The sequence below is a fragment of the Curtobacterium sp. MCBD17_035 genome (genome assembly GCF_003234815.2).
In the GTDB taxonomy this organism is placed as follows: Bacteria; Actinomycetota; Actinomycetes; order Actinomycetales; family Microbacteriaceae; genus Curtobacterium.
The window spans coordinates 1,416,115-1,433,326 of record NZ_CP126279.1; the positions used below are offsets into that span (position 1 = coordinate 1,416,115).

15 protein-coding genes are annotated in these 17,212 nt (G+C 72.6%); 9 read left to right on the forward strand and 6 right to left on the reverse strand.

Annotated features, from left to right (window positions below; all coding sequences use genetic code 11):
- The first annotated feature begins 65 nt into the window (after positions 1 to 65).
- The 3 genes from DEI93_RS06715 to DEI93_RS06725 all read left to right on the forward strand — a co-directional run bounded on the left by DEI93_RS06715 (position 66) and on the right by DEI93_RS06725 (position 1,986).
- Positions 66 to 596 carry a heme-degrading domain-containing protein gene (locus tag DEI93_RS06715; protein ID WP_284158688.1) on the forward strand — a complete coding sequence of 177 codons (531 nt, stop codon included), beginning with the start codon at positions 66 to 68 and terminating at the stop codon, positions 594 to 596.
- Positions 593 to 1,237, forward strand: coding sequence for a class I SAM-dependent DNA methyltransferase (locus tag DEI93_RS06720; protein WP_111119141.1), 645 nt, complete (start codon positions 593 to 595; stop codon positions 1,235 to 1,237). Before DEI93_RS06715 ends, DEI93_RS06720 begins: the two co-directional genes overlap by 4 nt.
- A gap of 206 nt (positions 1,238 to 1,443) precedes the next feature.
- Positions 1,444 to 1,986, forward strand: coding sequence for a hypothetical protein (locus DEI93_RS06725; RefSeq protein ID WP_111012556.1), 543 nt, complete (start codon positions 1,444 to 1,446; stop codon positions 1,984 to 1,986).
- A gap of 91 nt (positions 1,987 to 2,077) precedes the next feature.
- On the opposite strand, the gene DEI93_RS06730 is transcribed toward DEI93_RS06725, so the two are convergent.
- Positions 2,078 to 5,938: an ABC transporter ATP-binding protein gene (locus DEI93_RS06730; protein ID WP_220037845.1), complete on the reverse strand. Its 3,861-nt coding sequence runs from the start codon at positions 5,936 to 5,938 to the stop codon at positions 2,078 to 2,080.
- A gap of 85 nt (positions 5,939 to 6,023) precedes the next feature.
- Here DEI93_RS06730 and DEI93_RS06735 point away from each other — a divergent pair, with 85 nt between their 5' ends.
- The 4 genes from DEI93_RS06735 (at position 6,024) to DEI93_RS06750 (ending at position 9,282) form a co-directional block, all read left to right on the forward strand.
- The gene (locus tag DEI93_RS06735) at positions 6,024 to 6,335 is read left to right on the forward strand and encodes a hypothetical protein (protein ID WP_111119201.1); all 312 of its coding nucleotides are present in this window, start codon (positions 6,024 to 6,026) and stop codon (positions 6,333 to 6,335) included.
- A gap of 113 nt (positions 6,336 to 6,448) precedes the next feature.
- The gene (locus DEI93_RS06740) at positions 6,449 to 6,805 is read left to right on the forward strand and encodes a VOC family protein (RefSeq protein ID WP_111008724.1); all 357 of its coding nucleotides are present in this window, start codon (positions 6,449 to 6,451) and stop codon (positions 6,803 to 6,805) included.
- Positions 6,806 to 6,946: 141 nt separating this feature from the next.
- Positions 6,947 to 7,768: an aldo/keto reductase gene (locus tag DEI93_RS06745; RefSeq protein ID WP_111119140.1), complete on the forward strand. Its 822-nt coding sequence runs from the start codon at positions 6,947 to 6,949 to the stop codon at positions 7,766 to 7,768.
- A 59-nt stretch (positions 7,769 to 7,827) separates the two neighbouring features.
- Complete coding sequence (locus DEI93_RS06750) at positions 7,828 to 9,282, forward strand: M20/M25/M40 family metallo-hydrolase (protein ID WP_111119139.1); 1,455 nt, start codon at positions 7,828 to 7,830, stop codon at positions 9,280 to 9,282.
- Between the two features lie 9 nt (positions 9,283 to 9,291).
- On the opposite strand, the gene DEI93_RS06755 is transcribed toward DEI93_RS06750, so the two are convergent.
- From DEI93_RS06755 to DEI93_RS06770, 4 genes are all read right to left on the reverse strand, one after another.
- The gene (locus tag DEI93_RS06755) at positions 9,292 to 11,079 is read right to left on the reverse strand and encodes a DEAD/DEAH box helicase (protein ID WP_111008727.1); all 1,788 of its coding nucleotides are present in this window, start codon (positions 11,077 to 11,079) and stop codon (positions 9,292 to 9,294) included.
- A gap of 67 nt (positions 11,080 to 11,146) precedes the next feature.
- Positions 11,147 to 11,791: a DUF1345 domain-containing protein gene (locus DEI93_RS06760; protein ID WP_111008948.1), complete on the reverse strand. Its 645-nt coding sequence runs from the start codon at positions 11,789 to 11,791 to the stop codon at positions 11,147 to 11,149.
- Between the two features lie 72 nt (positions 11,792 to 11,863).
- Positions 11,864 to 12,139 carry a hypothetical protein gene (locus DEI93_RS06765; RefSeq protein ID WP_111119138.1) on the reverse strand — a complete coding sequence of 92 codons (276 nt, stop codon included), beginning with the start codon at positions 12,137 to 12,139 and terminating at the stop codon, positions 11,864 to 11,866.
- 112 nt (positions 12,140 to 12,251) lie between these two features.
- A complete protein-coding gene (locus DEI93_RS06770) occupies positions 12,252 to 13,943 on the reverse strand; it encodes a cation:proton antiporter (protein WP_111119200.1) in 1,692 nt (563 codons plus the stop codon).
- Between the two features lie 127 nt (positions 13,944 to 14,070).
- Between DEI93_RS06770 and DEI93_RS06775 the strand changes: the two genes are divergently transcribed.
- Positions 14,071 to 15,039, forward strand: a complete 969-nt coding sequence (locus tag DEI93_RS06775; protein ID WP_258372160.1) for a LysM peptidoglycan-binding domain-containing protein — start codon at positions 14,071 to 14,073, stop codon at positions 15,037 to 15,039.
- A gap of 18 nt (positions 15,040 to 15,057) precedes the next feature.
- Here DEI93_RS06775 and yczR read toward each other — a convergent pair whose 3' ends face one another.
- Positions 15,058 to 16,497 (reverse strand): MocR-like transcription factor YczR, encoded by a 1,440-nt coding sequence (gene yczR / locus DEI93_RS06780; RefSeq protein WP_258372159.1) that lies wholly within the window; start codon positions 16,495 to 16,497, stop codon positions 15,058 to 15,060.
- 61 nt (positions 16,498 to 16,558) lie between these two features.
- Between yczR and yczE the strand changes: the two genes are divergently transcribed.
- Entirely contained in the window at positions 16,559 to 17,206 is a 648-nt protein-coding gene (gene yczE / locus DEI93_RS06785) for a membrane protein YczE (RefSeq protein WP_111036349.1), read from the forward strand.
- The last annotated feature ends 6 nt before the right edge of the window (positions 17,207 to 17,212 follow it).

Genomic DNA, 17,212 nt, shown 5'->3' on the forward strand with positions numbered 1-17,212 from the left:
CCGTCTGCATGAGGTGGGGCCGCGTCCGGCCCAGTGACGGGCCCCGCCCGGTACCGGTACGGTCGGTGTCGACCCGATCGGTCGAGGACGACGAGGAGTTGGCGATGGCGGCACTGCGCGACCTGCAGCCCGAGGAGAAGCTCGAGCGCCTGCTCGCCGAGGAGCGTGAACTCGAGCAGGAGCGCTTCGACCTCGACGACGCATGGGCGGTCGGCTCCTGGCTGCGGGCGACCGCGATCGAGCGCGGGCTCGGCGTCGGCGTCGCCGTCGCCTTCGGTGAGCAGCGGGTGTTCCACGTCGCGACGCCCGGATCCGGCGCGGTGAACGACGCGTGGCTGGATCGGAAGTTCCGGGTCGTTCGCCACTTCGGGCACTCGACGCTCGCGGTCCGGACGCAGTACGAGGCCGACGGCACGACGTTCGGGGCCTCCTCCGCGCTCGACCCGCTGCTGTACCAGGCGGCTGGGGGCGGATTCCCGCTCCGGGTCCGTGGCGCGCTCGTCGGGGTCCTCGGCGTCAGCGGACTCGAGATGCACGCCGATCACGAGTTGGTGGTGGAGGCACTCCGGGCGCACCGCTCGGCCTCCAGCGCGTGAGCGACCCGCTTCTCGAGCAGACCCGATCCGGGTACGACGCAGCGGCGGACACCTACGCGGAACACCTGCCGGACACGTCCTTCGAAGCGCCGATCGACATGGCGATGGTCGATCACTTCGCGCACATGCTCCCTCGTGCCGCGACCGTCCTCGACGCCGGATGCGGCACCGGCAGGATGCTCCGGCACCTGCAGGACCGTGACGGGACGATGCGGCTCACCGGCGTCGACATCTCGTCCGGGATGCTGGCCCACGCCGCCCGACGAGGGATCGCGGTGGACCTACGGCAGAGCGACCTCGCGGCCCTGCCGTTCGACGATGCCACGTTCGCGGGCGTGCTCGCGTGGTACTCGATCATCCACACGGCACCCGACGGACTGCGGGACGTCATCACCGAGGTGCGGCGGGTGCTCCGCCCGGATGGCGTGTTCCTGCTCGGGTTCCAGGCCGGTACCGGCACACGGACGATCGAGCGGCCGTACGGACAGGAGGCCCCCCTCACGGCGTTCCTGCACGAGCCGTCGTCGGTCACCGGGCTCCTGCGGTCACTCGGGTTCCGCGTCGACGCCGTCCTCGACCGCGCGCCCCGGCAGGTGGAGCGGCACCGGCAGGGGTTCGTGCTCGCGCGCACGGCGGGCTGACCAGCCGACCAGGCGTACCGACGTGCATGGGACGGTCCTGGGCCGCCCCGATCCTCCACCCGCGTAGCGTCCGCTCTGCCACGTCAGCCCGGGTCCGGACGCCATCGGCCACCACCCGCGTCGTCGCTGCGACGCTCGACGCGCCGGAGCCGCACCACCGCCGAGAAACACACCGCCGGCACCGCCGGAGCAGACCAGGGAGCACCATGTCCGAGAACAACACCGTCATCCGCAGCATGCACGACATCGGGCTCGCCGCCTGGTTCGGCGGGAACCTCATGGGGGCGACCGGCCTGAACGGCGCTGCGGCCGGAGCGAAGGACCCGGTCGAGCGGCTCACGCTGTCGGCGCTCGGGTGGAGCAAGTGGGCGCCGTTGCAGCTGGCGGCGCTCTCGGTCCACGCGATCGGTGGCGCTGGCCTGATCATCGCCAACCGGGACCGGCTCGGCGTGCAGCCGGAGGCCCGGACCAACACGGGCGTCAAGCTGACGCTCACGATCGTCGCTGCCGTGACGACCTTCTGGTCGGCATCGCTGGGCAAGAAGATGGCCGAGCACGCCTCCGAGGGCGCGGCCGGCACGACGGAGGCGTCGCCCGCCGCCTCCTCGACGCTCACGTCAGCGCAGCGTCAGCAGAAGATCCTGCAGTGGGTGACGCCGGTGCTCACGGGCATCCTGCTCGTGATGGGCGCCCAGCAGGGGGAGCAGCAGCGGTCCGCCGCCGGCGTCATGGACAAGCGGCGCCGCTGACCGCACCATCGACGGACGGGAGGGACGGCACGAGCTGGTGCCGTCCCTCCCGTCCGTCGGAGCGGGGTCGTCGCGAGCGGCGAGCGTGTCCTCATCGCGCGTCGACGGCCTCGTACGCCTGCCACATCGCCGCGTACCGGCCCCCGCGCGCGAGCAGCTCGTCGTGCGGGCCGAGTTCCGCGATCCGCCCTCCCGCGATCACGGCGATGCGGTGTGCCGCGCGTGCCGTCTGCAGCCGGTGGGCGATGACGATCGTGGTCCGACCGGACGCGACGGTCTGCATCGCCGCCGTCACGCGCGCCTCGGTGAGCAGATCGAGGTTCGAGGTGGCCTCGTCGAGCAACAGGACCGCGGGATCGACGAGTTCGGCACGGGCGAGGGCGATGAGCTGCCGGTGCCCCGCGGAGAGGGACCGCCCCCGTTCCGACAGCTGGTGGTGGTAGCCGCCGGGCAGCTCGGACACGAACTCGTGTGCGCCGACGGCGCGCGCCGCCGCCTCCACCTCGGCATCGGTGGCGTCCATCCTGCCGTACGCGATGTTGTCCCGGACGGTGCCGGTGAACAGGAACGCCTCCTGCGGCACGTACCCGAGCTGCCGGCGGTACGCCCGCAGGTCGAGCGTGCGGAGGTCCTGCCCGTCGACGAGGACGGCGCCGTCGTCCGGGTCGTAGAACCGCGCGATGAGCTTCATCACGGTCGACTTGCCGGCGCCCGTCTCGCCGACGAACGCGATCGTCTCGCCCGGGCGCACGGCGAGCGTGACGTCGTGCAGTGCCTCCGGCGGTCGGACCGCCCTCGCCGACGGGGCGGCGGACGCGGTGCGCGGGTCGGCCGGGCCGCGGCGTTCCGCTGGACGCACGGGCGTGCGCACCACGGGATAGGCGAACCGCACCGACCGCAGCTCCAGCGCGCCCGACAGGCGGGGCGGGACGACGGCGTCCGACGCGTCCGGGGTGAGGGTCTCGAGCGCCATGAGGTCGCTGATCCGCGACACCGACACCCGCGTCTGCTGCCACGCGTCGAACACCTGCGACAGCTGCTGGATGGGCGAGAAGAACATGTCGATGTAGAGCAGGAACGCGATGAGCGCCCCGGACGTCAGGTGTCCGGACCCGATGAGCGTCGCGCCGACGCCGAGCACGATGACGTCGGCGACCCCGGACAGGAACTGCACGAACGGGAAGTACGTCGCGACGAGACGCTGCGCTGCGATCCGCGAGTCGAGGTACCGCCGCCCCAGCGCGTGGAAGTGCCGCACCGTCGCGGCCTCGTGCACGAACGCCTGGGACTCGCGGACGCCGGACAGACTCTCCTGGAAGTCCGCGTTGACGACGGCGATGCGCTCACGCGCCTCGTCGTACAACCGGGAGGACCGGCTCCGGAACCACACGGTCGCCCCGGCGAGCGGGACCACGACCGACAACAGGGTCAGCAGACCGAGTTCGGGGTCGATGAGCACGAGCGCGACGCCGACCCCGACGAACGTCACGATCGACACGAGCGCCGAGAGCAGGCCGTTCTGGATGAGCGTCTCGAACTGGTCCACGTCCGTCGTCATCCGGGTCATCACCCGGCCCGCCATCTCACGCTCGTAGAAGTCCAGGGACAACCGCTGGAGCTGGGCGAAGATCCGGATCCGCAGACTCAGCATGATCCGCTGGGCCGCCTTGCCCGTCACGAAGGTCTCGGCCATGCCGTCGGCGAGGTCCGCGAGCGTCACCAGCAGGAACAGGGCCGCGGCGCCGAACAGCACGACCTCGGAACCCCGCTGCACGCCGTCGTCGATGCCGGTCTTGACGAGCACCGGCCCGAGCAGGCCGGCGACCGCGTCGACCACGACGAACAGGAGGGCCAGCAGCAGCGGACGTCGGAACTCCCGCAGCAGCGTGGCGAGTGAGAACCGTCGGTCCTGCACGGTCTCGCGGTCGAGGTCGACCGTCGGGACGTCCCGGATCGGTCCGAGCGCCGCCACCCGCGCGAGCAGTTCCGGGGTCGCCGCGAACATGCCGGCCATGCCCCGACCGCTGCCGCGTCCGCGACCGCCGAGCCCCATGCCGAGGCCACCACCGGGCCCCGACGTCGCGACCGGGGTCGCCGCAGCCGCTCCGGGCCTCCAGGCATCGTCCGTCACGCCGCCCGCCGCCTGCGCGAGCCGGCTCAGGGCGTCGATGTCACCCGCCGCGGCCGCCGCCGCGGTGTCGTCGGTCGCGTCGTCGTCGAGGCCGGTGACGAGCGCGCGGTACACCGCACTCGTGGCGACGAGGGACTCGTGCGTCCCCTCGTCGACGACGCACCCGTGGTCGAGGACCAGGATGCGGTCGGCGAGGTGCAGTGTCGACTCGCGGTGGGCGATGAGGATCACCGTCCGGTCCCGGAGTTCGCCGCGGAGCGCGTCGTGGATCGACTGCTCGGTCGAGGCGTCGATCGCGCTCGTCGCGTCGTCGAGCACGAGGATCCGCGGATCGGACAGGATCGCCCGGGCGAGGGCGATCCGCTGCCGCTGCCCGCCGGACAACGACAGGCCACGCTCACCGACGACGGTTTCCAGCCCCTTCGGCAGCGCATCGATGAACCCGATCGCATGAGCGACCTCGGCCGCGTGGCGGATCTCCGCCTCGGTCGCCGAGGGACGCCCGTAGGCGATGTTCGCCCCGACCGTGTCCGAGAACAGGAAGCTGTCCTCGAACACCATGCCGATGGCGCCACGGATCGAGTGCAGGCGGAGGTCGCGGAGGTCGTGTCCGTCGAGCAGGACCCGCCCGGACTCCGGGTCGTGGAACCGGGCGACGAGGGACGCGACCGTCGACTTGCCGCTCCCGCTCGGCCCGACGAGGGCGACGCGCTCGCCGGGCCGCACCTGCAGGTCGAGCCCGTCGAGCGCGGGGTGGATGTCGGCACTCCCGGTCCCGTAGGAGAAGGTCACACCCTCGAACACGACGTCGCCCCGGACGTGGTCCACCGCCACGGCGTCCGGCGCGTCCCGGATCGCGGGCTCCCGGTCGATGAGCTGGAAGATCCGCTCGATGCCGACCTGCGCTTGCTGTCCGATCGTCAGCACGCCCGCGAGCTGCCGAGCGGGCGCCATGAGCGCGGCGACGTAGCTCGTGAACGCGAGGAACGTGCCGATGGTGATCCGGCCCTCCAGGGCGAGCCACCCGCCCAACGCCAGGATCGCGACCTGCGCGAGGGTCGGGATCGACTCGAGCAGGGGCTGGAACCGCGCCTGGATCCGCACCGAACGCATCTGCGCGCCGTAGAGGCCGGTCGCGACGCGCGTCAGGTGCTCGACCTCGTGCCGCTCCCGGCCGAACGCCTTGACGACGCGGACCCCGTTGACGTCCTCGTCGACGATCTGCGCCACCTCGCCCTCGCGCTGCTGGGCGTCCCAGGTCGCGGGCATGATCCTGCGCCGCATCCGGTAGGCCGTCACGACGAGGACCGGCACCATCACGAGGCTGACCAGGGCGAGCAGGGGTGACAGCGTGAACATCACGACGATCGACAGGACCATCAGGATCACGTTGCCGCTCATGATCGGCAGCATGTTGAGCAGGCCCTGCACGAGCGCCGAGTCGGAGTTCGCCCGGCTGACGAGCTGCCCCGTCGGCATCTGGTCGAGGCTCGCGAAGTCCATGCGCTGCAGGTGGTCGTGCATGTCGTTGCGGAGGTCGTTCTGCACCTCGAGCGCCACCCGGCCGCCGCGGTACCGCCGCAGGTACGTGAAGCCGAACGTCGCGGCGGCGAGCGCCAGGAGCAGCGCCAGCCACGGTCCGAGCGGCGAGGTGTGCGCGACGATCACGCCGTCCACGATGCGACGGGCGACGAGCGGTACGACGACCTGGCAGAGGCTCCCGAGCAGCGCCGCGACCAGCGAGATGACGACGCTCCTGCGGTGGCGGAGCATGTAACGCCAGAGGCGGCGGATCCAGCCCTCGGTGCTCGGGTCGGTCACGCGCGCCACTCTACGCCGGATGGTTCCGGCTCCGAACCATCTGCGTGCGGCCGTCGTCGCCGGTGCCAGTGGGTACGCTTCGCGGGTGGATGCGACGCAGCCCTCCGGGACGACGAGACGACGGATCGAGCTGCGGCTCCGGAAGCCGGCGCTGGTGTGGTTCGCCCGACCGACCGTCGTGGTCGACGGACGCGGGCACCCGGCGCAGTGGGGGACCGGCACGTGGGCGGTGTCGGACGCGGGCGGCACCGAGATCGCCGTGTACCTCTACAACCGCGTGTGGCGCTTCGGCGCGGCCAGCACCACCGTCGGCGGGGGCGGAGCCGCCCCCGCGGTCCTCGAGTACCGCGTCGGTGTCCTGCCGACCGCGCGGGGGCGGCTCGTCTCGCTGCGCTGAGACGCGCATTCCCTGGGAAGCACCGGTGTCCTCGTCCCACGGCTCCGGCCACCCGACGCGTAGGAAGGGCTGCAGCGGCCGACGCCCTGTCGGTCCGAGACGAAGGAGACGACATGGCACAGGGAGTAGCGGCGGTCTGGGTGCCCGTCACGGACATGCAGCGCGCGGTCGCGTTCTACCGCGACACGCTCGGACTCGAGGTCACGCACGAGGGTGACGACTGGAGCGAGATCGACGGCGGTGGCCTGCGTATCGGCCTGAACGCCCGCGAGGACGCGAAGCCCGCGAGTGACGGCGGCGCCGTCATCACGTTCCAGCCGGACGGGAGCATCGAGGACGAGATCGCGACGCTCAAGGAGCGCGGCGCCGACATCGAGGGCTCCGTCAGCGAGCACCCGTGGGGTCGGATCATGCCGTTCAAGGACTCCGAGGGCAACGACCTGCAGTACTACACGCCGCCGCAGGGCTGACCGCGCCACGGGGCGGGCGGGAGGGACGTGCGGCGGCAGCCGCTGAGCGACTCGACCGCACGCACCGCCCCCGGCGGGGAGTAGCGTCCGCCTCGGCACCCGACGCCGCGGTCCGCGGCGCCCGACGAAGGAGGTCCCCCCATGCCCGCACTCATCGACACCTTCACCATGTCGAACGGCCTGCACATCCCGAAGATCGGCTTCGGCACCTGGCAGATCCCCGACGGGGCGGCCGCGTACGACGCGACCCGCGCCGCGCTCGACGCCGGGTACCGGCACATCGACACGGCACGCGCCTACGGCAACGAGGCGAGCGTCGGCCGTGCGATCAAGGACAGCGGCGTCCCGCGCGACGAGGTGTTCGTGACCACGAAGTGCCCGGCCGAGGTGAAGACCGCCGACGGCGCCCGTCACGCCTTCGCCGAGTCCGAGCGCCTGCTCGACGTCGGCCCGATCGACCTGTACCTCATCCACGCGCCCTGGCCCTGGAACGCGATCGGCTCGGACCACCGCGCCGGGAACATCGAGGTGTGGAAGGTGTTCGAGGAGCTCTACGACGCCGGGCGCACCCGTTCGATCGGCGTCTCCAACTTCGACGTGGACGACCTCGAGTCCCTCGCCGCGGACACCGACGTCGTCCCGCACGCCAACCAGATCCGCTGGTTCATCGGCAACACCCAGGACGAGACCACCGCCTACTGCCGCGAGCGGGACCTCCTCGTCGAGGGGTACTCGCCGCTCGCCACGGGCGGTCTGCTCGAGAACGAGGCGATCCGGGCGATCGGCGAGCGGTACGGCAAGTCCGTCGCCCAGGTCGCGATCCGCTACCTGCTCGAGAAGGACGTCCTGCCCCTGCCGAAGTCCACCACGCCGTCGCGCATCGCCGAGAACGCCGACGTCGACTTCGCGCTGTCGGCCGAGGACATCGCGACGCTCGACGCGCTCGAGGGCACCGACGCCTGACGCTCCGTGGAGGCGGTGGTCCGTACCGTCACGGCAATCGCCTCGAGGAACGGATCAGGATGAGCGCCACGAACGACACGACCGACACCGCGTCGAACGACATCGCGATCACGGACACCGACGCGACCGAGGTCGTCCGGTTCCTCGCCGAGCACCGGCAGCGTGTCGTCGACGAGTTGAGCGCGTGGGTGGCGATCCCGTCCGTCGGCGCGCTCCCGGAGCGGGCCATCGACGTCGAGCGGTCCGCGCACTGGCTCGCCGGCGAACTCCGGGCGATCGGGTTCACGACCGAGCTCCTGCGGGCCGGGCCGTCCGTGGCGGTGTACGCCGAGTGGCAGGTCGACCCCGCGCTGCCGACCGTGCTCGTGTACAGCCACCACGACGTGCGGGACGCGAAGCCCGAGGAGTGGAAGGAGACCGCGCCGTTCGCGCCCGTGCTCCGCGACGGCCGGCTCTACGGCCGCGGTGCATCGGACGCGAAGGGCCAGATGATCGCGCACCTGTGGGGACTGCGGGCGCACCTGGCGACCCGACCGGACGGGTTGCCGGCGGTCAACTTCCGGGTGATCGTCGAGGGCGAGGAGGAGCTCGGCTCGACGCACTTCGCGGACCTCATCGAGACCCACCGGGACCGGTTCGCCTGCGACGTCGTCGTGTTCTCCGACACGCTGCAGTGGAAGCAGGGCAACCCCGCCGTCGTCACCTCGATGCGCGGCATGACCGGGGCCACGCTGACCATCACCGGGCCGGAGCGCGACGTCCACAGCGGTGCGGCGTCCGGACCGACGCCGAACCCCGTCCACGTGCTCGTCGACGTCCTCGGGCGGCTGCACGACGACGACGGCCGCATCGCCCTGCCCGGCTTCTACGACGACGTCGAGGAGCTGACCGACGAGCGGCGGCGCGAGCTCGAGGACCTGTCCTTCGACACCGACGTCTGGCTCGGGCGCACCGAGACGCGGAGCGTCACGGGCGAGCGCGGGTTCACGGTCGAGGAGCGCCTGTGGGCACGGCCGTCACTCGAGATCCTCTCGGTCCTCGCGGGCGACCCGACCGGCGTCTCGCGTGCGGTCATCCCGTCCCAGGCGACCGCCGAACTCAGCATCCGCACCGTCCCGGGGCAGCACGTGCACACCGTCGCGGAGCAGGTGCGCGCGTTCTTCGACGAGCACATCCCGGACAGCGTGGTCTACGAACTGTCCATCCCGGAGGAGTCGGGGCAGGACCCGTACGTCACACCGTCCGGGCCCGCGCTCGACGCCCTCGACCGAGCCATGGCGCGCGGACACGGGACCCCCACCGCCGGCCGCATGGGCAACGCGGGCGGCGGGCCCGCCGAGCTGCTCGGACGCGAGCTCGACGTCCCGGTGCTGTTCGTGGGCACGGGGCTCCCCGAGGACCACTGGCACTCGAGCGACGAGAGCATCGACCTCGAGATGCTCGTCGCCGGCGCGGCCTCGATCGCGCACCTGTGGACCGAACTCGGCGCGTCGATCGAGCCCGAGCGCTCCTGACGCTCCCGCTCAGCGGTACCGGGGCTTGCGCGGCGGCCGGTCGTCGCGGTCGTCGCGCCCGCCTCGGTCGTCGCGGTCGCGGCGCGGACCGCCACGACGGTCCGGGCGGATCTCGATGAGCTTGCCGCTGATCCGGGTGTCCCGCAGGCGGTCGAGGACGTCCTCGGACAGGTCCGCCGGGAGCTCGACGATCGAGAAGTCCGGACGGATCTGGATCTGACCGAAGTCGTCGCGGCCGAGGCCACCCTCGTTCGCGAGCGCGCCCACGATCTGGCGCGGCTCGACGCGCTGCCGACGACCGACCTCGATCCGGTAGGGCGCCATCGGCTGCGTCGACCGGGCCCGCCGCTCGGGCCGTTCGCCGCGTCCGCCGGTCTGGTCGTCGCGGTCGTACACGCGCGGTCCGCGGTCCTCGGTGGCGCGGCGCTGCCGCTCCTCCTGCGGGTCGAGCAGCAGCGGCTCCTCACCCTGGGCGACGACGGCGAGGGCCGCCGCGACGTCTGCTTCGGGCACGTCGTGGTGCTCGACGTAGTGCCCGATGATGTCGCGGAACGCCGAGATCCGGTCCTGCTGCTCGAGCGCCGCGGTGATCGCGTCGTCGAACCGCGCCAGACGCGTGACGTTGACGTCCTCGACCGTGGGCAGCTGCATCTGCGTGAGCGGCTGACGCGTCGCCTTCTCGATGGCGCCGAGCAGGCGGCGCTCACGGGGCGTGACGAAGCTGATGGCCGCACCACTCCGGCCGGCGCGGCCGGTGCGTCCGATGCGGTGCACGTAGGACTCGGTGTCGATCGGGATGTCGTAGTTCACGACGTGCGTGATGCGGTCGACGTCCAGGCCCCGTGCCGCGACGTCGGTGGCGACGAGGATGTCGAGCTTGCCGGACTTGAGCTGGTTGACCGTGCGCTCGCGCTGCGCCTGTGCGACGTCCCCGCTGATGGCGGCGGCGGCGTACCCCCGGGCCCGGAGCTTCTCGGCGAGCGTCTCGGTCTCGCTCTTCGTGCGGACGAACACGATCATCCCCTCGAAGTTCTCGACCTCGAGGATGCGGGTCAGGGCGTCGACCTTCTGCGGGTAGGACACGAGCAGGTAGCGCTGGGTCGTGTTCGCCGAGGTCGTCGTCTTCTGCTTGACGGTGATCTCGGCCGGGTCGTCCAGGTACTGCTTCGAGATCCGACGGATCTGCGCCGGCATGGTCGCCGAGAACAACGCGACCTGCTTGTCGTCCGGCGTCTCGGCGAGGATCGTCTCGACGTCCTCCGCGAACCCCATCTTGAGCATCTCGTCGGCCTCGTCGAGCACGAGGTACTTGAGCTCGGACAGGTCGAGGGTGCCCTTGGCGATGTGGTCCATGATGCGCCCCGGCGTGCCGACGACGACGTCGACACCGCGGCGGAGCGCCGACAGCTGGACGCCGTACGCCTGCCCGCCGTACACCGGCAGGACGTGCACACCGCGCATGTGCGCGGCGTACTGCTCGAACGCCTCGCACACCTGGAGTGCGAGTTCACGGGTGGGGGAGAGCACGAGGGCCTGCGGCAGTTTCTGCGAGGACGCGAGCCGCGACAGGATCGGCAGCGCGAACGCGGCGGTCTTGCCCGTGCCCGTCTGTGCGAGGCCGACGACGTCGCGCCCCTCGAGGAGCGTGGGGATCGTGGCGGCCTGGATCGCGGACGGCACCTCGTACCCGATGTCGCGCACGGCCTTGAGGACCGGCTCGCTCAACCCGAGGTCGGCGAACGTCGGCGAAGCCCCGTCGGTGTCGGCGGCGGTCGGCGTGTCCGTGTCGGTGCTCATACAGGAACGGTATCCGGTCGAGGGTGTCCCGCGTGGCGGATCGCGGGCCCGCGCCTCCCGTCCGGCGTCAGCCGAGTCCGGCGACGAGGTTGACGAGCGTCGCGAGGATGACCGATCCGAACACGTACGCCAGCAGGCAGTGGCGGAGCACGACGCGACGGATCGCCGTGGACGTGACGGCCGTGTCGCTGACCTGGAACGTCATCCCGAGGTTGAAGGCGAAGTACGCGAAGTCGCCGTACGCGGGGGGCGTCCGCTGGTTGAAGTCGATGCCGCCCTCGGCGTCGCCGCCGTAGTACTGCACGGCGTACCGCAGCATGAACAGCGTGTGGATGAGGATCCACGACAGGGCGACACTGAGCACGGCGAGGGCCGCCAGGAGGTCCGCTCGGAGCCCGCCGCTCTCCTTCGACCCGATGAGCGTCATGCCGACGATGAAGAGGCTCCCGACCGCTGCGAGCACGAGGAGGACGTGGCTCACGCGGCGCGTCGGGTCCTCGCGGAGCGCGTGGACGCGGGTGGCGACGCCGTCGAGGCCGTGGACGGCGGTCCAGACCCGCACGAGGTAGGTCAGGCAGGCGGCCGTCCAGCCGATCGCCCAGGCCGCGAGCCCGGCGTGCACGACGAAGGCGACGACGCCGGCGGCCACGCCGACGACGACCATCGCGATGAGGCGAGCACGGGAGCGGCCGCGGTGCGCGCCGACCTGCATGGAGTCCACCGCATGATCGTCGCCGCCGGTGACTCCGCGCGGGCTGCGACACGCGCTCGCGGCGTCGCCGACCTACTCGTCGTCCGGGTGCTTGCGGTGGTCCCGCGCCGTGCGCAGGCCGACGACGAGCGCCGCGATGCCGGCGATGAAGCCGCCGAACGTGCTGATGACATTCGAATCATCCGGGCCGGGCACGCCGCGCACCAGGTTGACCAGCGCGCTGATCCCGTCGACGACGAACACGACGCCGAGCGCGTACCAGACGAGGTCCGCGTGCCGCTGGAGCCACCCGGAGATCCGCGGCTCGTCCTCGTCGGCGTCCGTCCGCGGGGTGGTCTCGTCGTCCATGGTCGGGATGCTAGCCGCTGGGCACTCGGTGGCCGCTGGCCGTGCGACCGTCCCCTGCGGTCGGGTGCACGTCGTTCGGCACGGTCGCGTCCCGGTGATCGTGCCCGGCGTGTCAGGTGGCGGCCGTGCCGCGCAGCTCGATGGCGATCTGGGTGGCGTCGAGGTTGGCGAGCGCGTCCTCCAGGACGTCGGCGTCGAACGTGCCGTTGTCGCGGGCGTCGAGCAGCGCGGACCGTTGCGCCGCGATGACGGCGAGGCGGTGCTCCTTGGCGATGCCGAACTGCTCCTGGGTCGGGTCGCCCCCGAGCTGCGGCGGCTCGGGCACGGACTCGCCGCTCGACCGCATGAGCTCGAAGAGCCGCGTGCGTTCGGCGTCCGTCTGCTGTTCGAGCGCCGCGGTGTCCCGTGGTGGCGTGATCCGCCGCAGCAGGGGCCCGATCGTGCCGCCCTGGACGAGGAGCGACAGGGCCGCGACCGCGAACGCGATGAGCACGAGAGCCGAGCGCTGTGGCGTGTCGTGCGGGAGGCTCTGGGCGGCGGCGACCGTGACGGCACCGCGCATGCCCGCCCAGACGACCGCGGTGCCCTCGCGCCATCCGAGCGGCTCTCGCCGGAAGTACGCGATGTCGGCGAGCACCTGCGTCACGCGTCGGGCGAACCGCTCGAGGTCCCGCGCGGACCGCGGGCGGCCACCGGAGCCCGGACCGCGCTGCCGCGCGTTCACCTCGACGAACGCCTGCCGTTGGCCCTCGGGCGTGTCGAGCTTCGCCTGCACGCCCTGCAGTCGGTCCTCCAGCCGGACTCCGCGGCCCGCCCGGGCACGGAGGACCCGGAGCAGCGGCGCGACGTACGCGGCCCGGACCATCACCGTGAGCACGAACGCGCCGACGGCGACCAGGACGGCGATCCCGACACCGGCGTGGTCGTGGTGCACGGCCCCGACGATCGACGTGATCTGCAGGCCCATGGTCAGGAACACGATGCCCTCGAGCACGAGCTCCACCGTCCGCCAGTTCTGCGAGTCCGACAACCGGTGCTGCGGCGACAGGTCCCGCGGCGCGAAGACGCCCGTGATGAGGCCCGCGACGACGGCGGCCACGAGTCCGGACGCGCCGAGGGACTCCGCCGGGACCGCCGCCGCGAACGGCACCGCGAACGAGATCACCGTGTTCACCGTGGGGTCGGTCACGCGCTTGCGCACCACGAGGTCCAGCCAGCCCACGAGCCACCCGATCAGCAGCGCCACGACGACCGAGTACGCGAACGTCCCGACCGCGCCCCAGAACGAGAAGGACGCGGCCGTCGCGACGATCGCGGTGCGGAGGAGCACGAGCGCCGTCGCGTCGTTGAGCAGGCTCTCGCCGTCGAGCATCGCCACGACGCGCTTGGACACCGACGTCCGCTTGATGATCGACGTGGCCACGGCGTCGGTCGGACTCACGATCGCGCCGAGCGCGACGCCCCAGGCGAACCCGAGGCCGGGCAGGACGAGCATGAAGAACAGGCCGAGCACGAGTGCGCTGCCGACGACGAGCAGGACGGACAGCCCGCTGATCGCCCCGAACTCGCGCCGGAAGTTCATGGCCGGCATCGACACCGCGGACGCGTACAGCAGTGGGGGGAGGAGGCCCTCGAGCACCCACGCCGGCTCGATGTGGACGGAGGCGAACCACGGCAGGAAGCTCGCACCGACGCCGATCGCGACGAGCACGAGCGGCGCGGCGATCCCGATGCGCGGGCCGACCACCGCGGCCGCGGCGATGAGCACGAGCGCGGACACGATGAGCACCAGGAGTTCCGTCACGGATCCAGACTGGCAGGCTCCGAGCACGCCGGGGGGGACCCGTCGTGTTCCGCCGATCCCGGCCCGTGCTCGGTCCACGCGGTCGGTCGCCACCCGAGCGGCGGCTAGGATTCCTTGAGGAGGCATCATGTCCAGGTGGGGGGACCGCGACGGAGTCGGCGCGGAGCAGAGCGGGACGCCGACGGTGCGCGTGATCGGTGTCGTGGTCGCGGTGGCGACGGCGGGCCTGTTGACCGGGTGTTCGATGCTCGGCGGGACGACCGACCCGGGCCCGTCCGTCACGACGTCGCACCGTCCGACGCACCACCGCACGGCGACCGTCTCCGCCACGCCCACACCCACGCCGACCGCCCCGAGCGCCGGCGTCATCCCCGGGTCCGCGACGCCGCGCCCCGCGACCGCCGGACCCGAGGCAGCGCCGAGCCCGAGTCCGACGCTCACGTCCGTCCCGCAGGGCACCGTCGTCGCCCAGGGGGACGTCGCGTCCCCGAAGGGCAGCATCCACTTCCACTACCGGATGGTCGCGAACGGCGACGACACGTACTCCGCCGAGTACGCCGGGTTCACCTCGACCGTGCCGGTGCCGATCTCCGTCACGCTGCTCGACGTCCCGCCGGAGGTGGGGGACGGCCTGACCTACCACGGGGTCGCGGACCACCAGCTCGGGGGTCCGACGACCACACCGGCACCCGCGTCGTCCGCGTCCCTCGGCGACATCGGGCAGCCGGCGTACCTCGGGACGCTCGTGACGTACTCGTCGGCGGCGGCCGAGGCCGACGTGCCGCAGGAACTCGGCCCCGACAAGGTCCTCGCCGTGGACACCGTGCACTGGTCGATCCCCGTACGGCAGTCGAACGTCCACCCGGTCGACGGCGGGGCACGCCCCTACGCCTCCGGCACCGTCACCGCGACGACGGCCAGCGGTGCCCCGAAGCGGTACCGGGTGGCCCACGGCGACACGACGGCCATGGTGGCGTCGCGGTTCGGGATCTCGGTGCAGGACCTCATCTGGCTCAACGCGGGCCTGCAGGTGTTCGGCGACCAGCAGTACCTCTACGAGGACACGACGATCAACCTCGACCCCGACAGCAAGTAGCCCCCGGCCGGGACCCGGTCACACGACGGCCGCGATCGGCCGACCCGGGGCCCGGACCGCGGAGTCGAGCCGCGTCCACGCGCGGCCCAGGGCCTCGACGAGCCGCACCTGCGCGTCCGCCGGCACCGCGTAGGGGACGCGGAGGAACCCCTCGAAGCCCCCGTGCGGCCCGAACGCACCACCCGAGGTGAGGACGAGGCCCTCGGCGCGGGCGGCGAGGACGAGCGCGCTCGAGACCGGACGGCCGAGGCGCACCCAGGTGGACAACCCGCCGGCCGGTGCCGGGACCTCCCACTCCGGCACCCGGTCCCGCAACCCGGCCACGACGGTGTCGCGGGCGGCGCGGAGGAAGGTGCGCCGGGCCTCCAGGGCGGCCGCCGTGTCCGGGACGAGCTCGCGGACGATGAGCTGTTCGATCGCGGGCGTGCCGAGGTCGCCCGTCGGCCGGGCGAGCACGAGGCGCTGCAGGAGCGCGGGGTCCGCCCGGATCCAGCCGACCCGCAGACCACCCCAGAAGACCTTGCCGGCCGATCCGATGAGGACCGCTGGACCGGCCGTCGCGAACGGCGGCACCACGTCGCCGTCGATCCGGAGCTCCGCCATGGTCTCGTCGGCGATGACGACGGTGCCGGCGTCCGCGGCCGCCGCGAGCACGGCCTCCCGGAGTGCGGACGGCATGGTCGCCGCGGTCGGGTTGTGCAGGTCGGGCATGAGGTACGCGACCGCTGGCGCGCTCCGCCGCAGCGCGCTGACGAGCGCGTCACCGTCCCAGCCGTCGTGCGCGTCCACGGGCACGGCCACCAACCGTGCCCCGGCCGCGCGGAACGCCTCGTGGGCGTGCGGGTACGTGGGGGACTCGATGAGGACCTCCGTGCCGCGGCGCACGAGCACGCGCGCCAGGAGCGCGATCGCGTGCTGCGCGCCGAGGGTGACGAGCACCTGGTCCGCCGTCGTCGGCAGGCCCCGCGTCGTGTAGCGGTCGGCGATCGCCGCCCGGAGCCCCGGGTCGCCGACGGTGTCGTACCCGGTGCCCACGAGTGCGGCCGGGAGGCCCTGCACCGCCCGCACCGCCGCCTCGGCGACACCCGGGGCTGCGTGGAGCGCTGCCTTCCGCAGGTCGAGCAGGTCGCCGTCCACCGGCGCGGCGAGGTGGTCCGGGTCGGGCCGCCCGGCGACCGCGGACGGGAGCCGCAGCACACTCCCCGACCCGCGGGTGCTGCGGAGGAACCCGTCGTCCCGGAGCAGGGCGTAGGCGCTGGCGACCGTCGTCCGGCTGACGCCGAGCGCGTCGGCGAGCTGCCGTTCGGCGGGGAGGCGCGTCCCGACCGCGACCCGCCCGTCGATCGCGAGCACGCGGACGGCGTCGGCGAGTGCGCTGTAGGCGGGCCCGGACGAGCCGTCGCGCCAGTGCGTGAGCAGGCCGGCGGCGGCCCGGGCCGAGAGCACGAGGGGGATCACGGTGGCCAGCGTAGGAGGATTGGCTCTCGACGACCAGTCCAATCCGCGGTTGGGTGCTCGTGTGTCCCGCCGCCCCGCGCTCGTGCTCCGTGTCGTCCAGCTCCTCGTCGGTCTGTTCCTCTACGGGGCCGCGACGGCGCTCATGGTCCGCGCGGTCATCGGCGTCGCGTCGTGGAGCGTGCTCACCGAGGGGCTCGAGCGGATCGTGCCGTGGTCGTTCGGCACCGTGACCCTGGTGTCGAGCGGCGTCATCCTGCTGTTCTGGATCCCGCTGCGCCAGCGGCCCGGCATCGGCACGGTCCTCAACGCGCTCACCATCGGCCCGGCCGCCGACCTCGTCCTCGCCGTCGTCCACACCCCCGCCGGGCTGCCGGGACGCATCGGGCTGTTCGCGCTCGGGCTCGTCCTGCTCGCCGTCGCCACGGCCTGCTACATCGGGGCCCGGTTCGGAGCGGGCGCGCGGGACGGCCTCATGGTCGGACTCCACGAGCGGCTCGGCTGGCCGGTCTGGCTGGCACGGACCGCGATCGAGTTGACCGTCGTCGTGGTCGGGTGGCTCCTCGGCGGCGACGTCGGTGTCGGGACCGTCGTCGCGGCGTTCGCCATCGGACCGATCGTCGGCCCGCTCATGCCCGTGTTCGCCCGTCTGCCATGGTGTGCGGCCACAGCCGGTCCGTCGGACCGAGCACACCGACCACGGACGGGGTGAGGCCCG

Coding starts and splice junctions, on each gene's coding strand:
- DEI93_RS06755 (WP_111008727.1), bottom strand. CDS start 11,079: ATGAGCACCGACACGGACACGCCGACCGCCGCCGACACCGACGGGGCT.
- DEI93_RS06750 (WP_111119139.1), top strand. CDS start 7,828: ATGAGCGCCACGAACGACACGACCGACACCGCGTCGAACGACATCGCG.
- DEI93_RS06760 (WP_111008948.1), bottom strand. CDS start 11,791: ATGCAGGTCGGCGCGCACCGCGGCCGCTCCCGTGCTCGCCTCATCGCG.
- DEI93_RS06775 (WP_258372160.1), top strand. CDS start 14,071: ATGTCCAGGTGGGGGGACCGCGACGGAGTCGGCGCGGAGCAGAGCGGG.
- DEI93_RS06765 (WP_111119138.1), bottom strand. CDS start 12,139: ATGGACGACGAGACCACCCCGCGGACGGACGCCGACGAGGACGAGCCG.
- DEI93_RS06745 (WP_111119140.1), top strand. CDS start 6,947: ATGCCCGCACTCATCGACACCTTCACCATGTCGAACGGCCTGCACATC.
- DEI93_RS06725 (WP_111012556.1), top strand. CDS start 1,444: ATGTCCGAGAACAACACCGTCATCCGCAGCATGCACGACATCGGGCTC.
- DEI93_RS06740 (WP_111008724.1), top strand. CDS start 6,449: ATGGCACAGGGAGTAGCGGCGGTCTGGGTGCCCGTCACGGACATGCAG.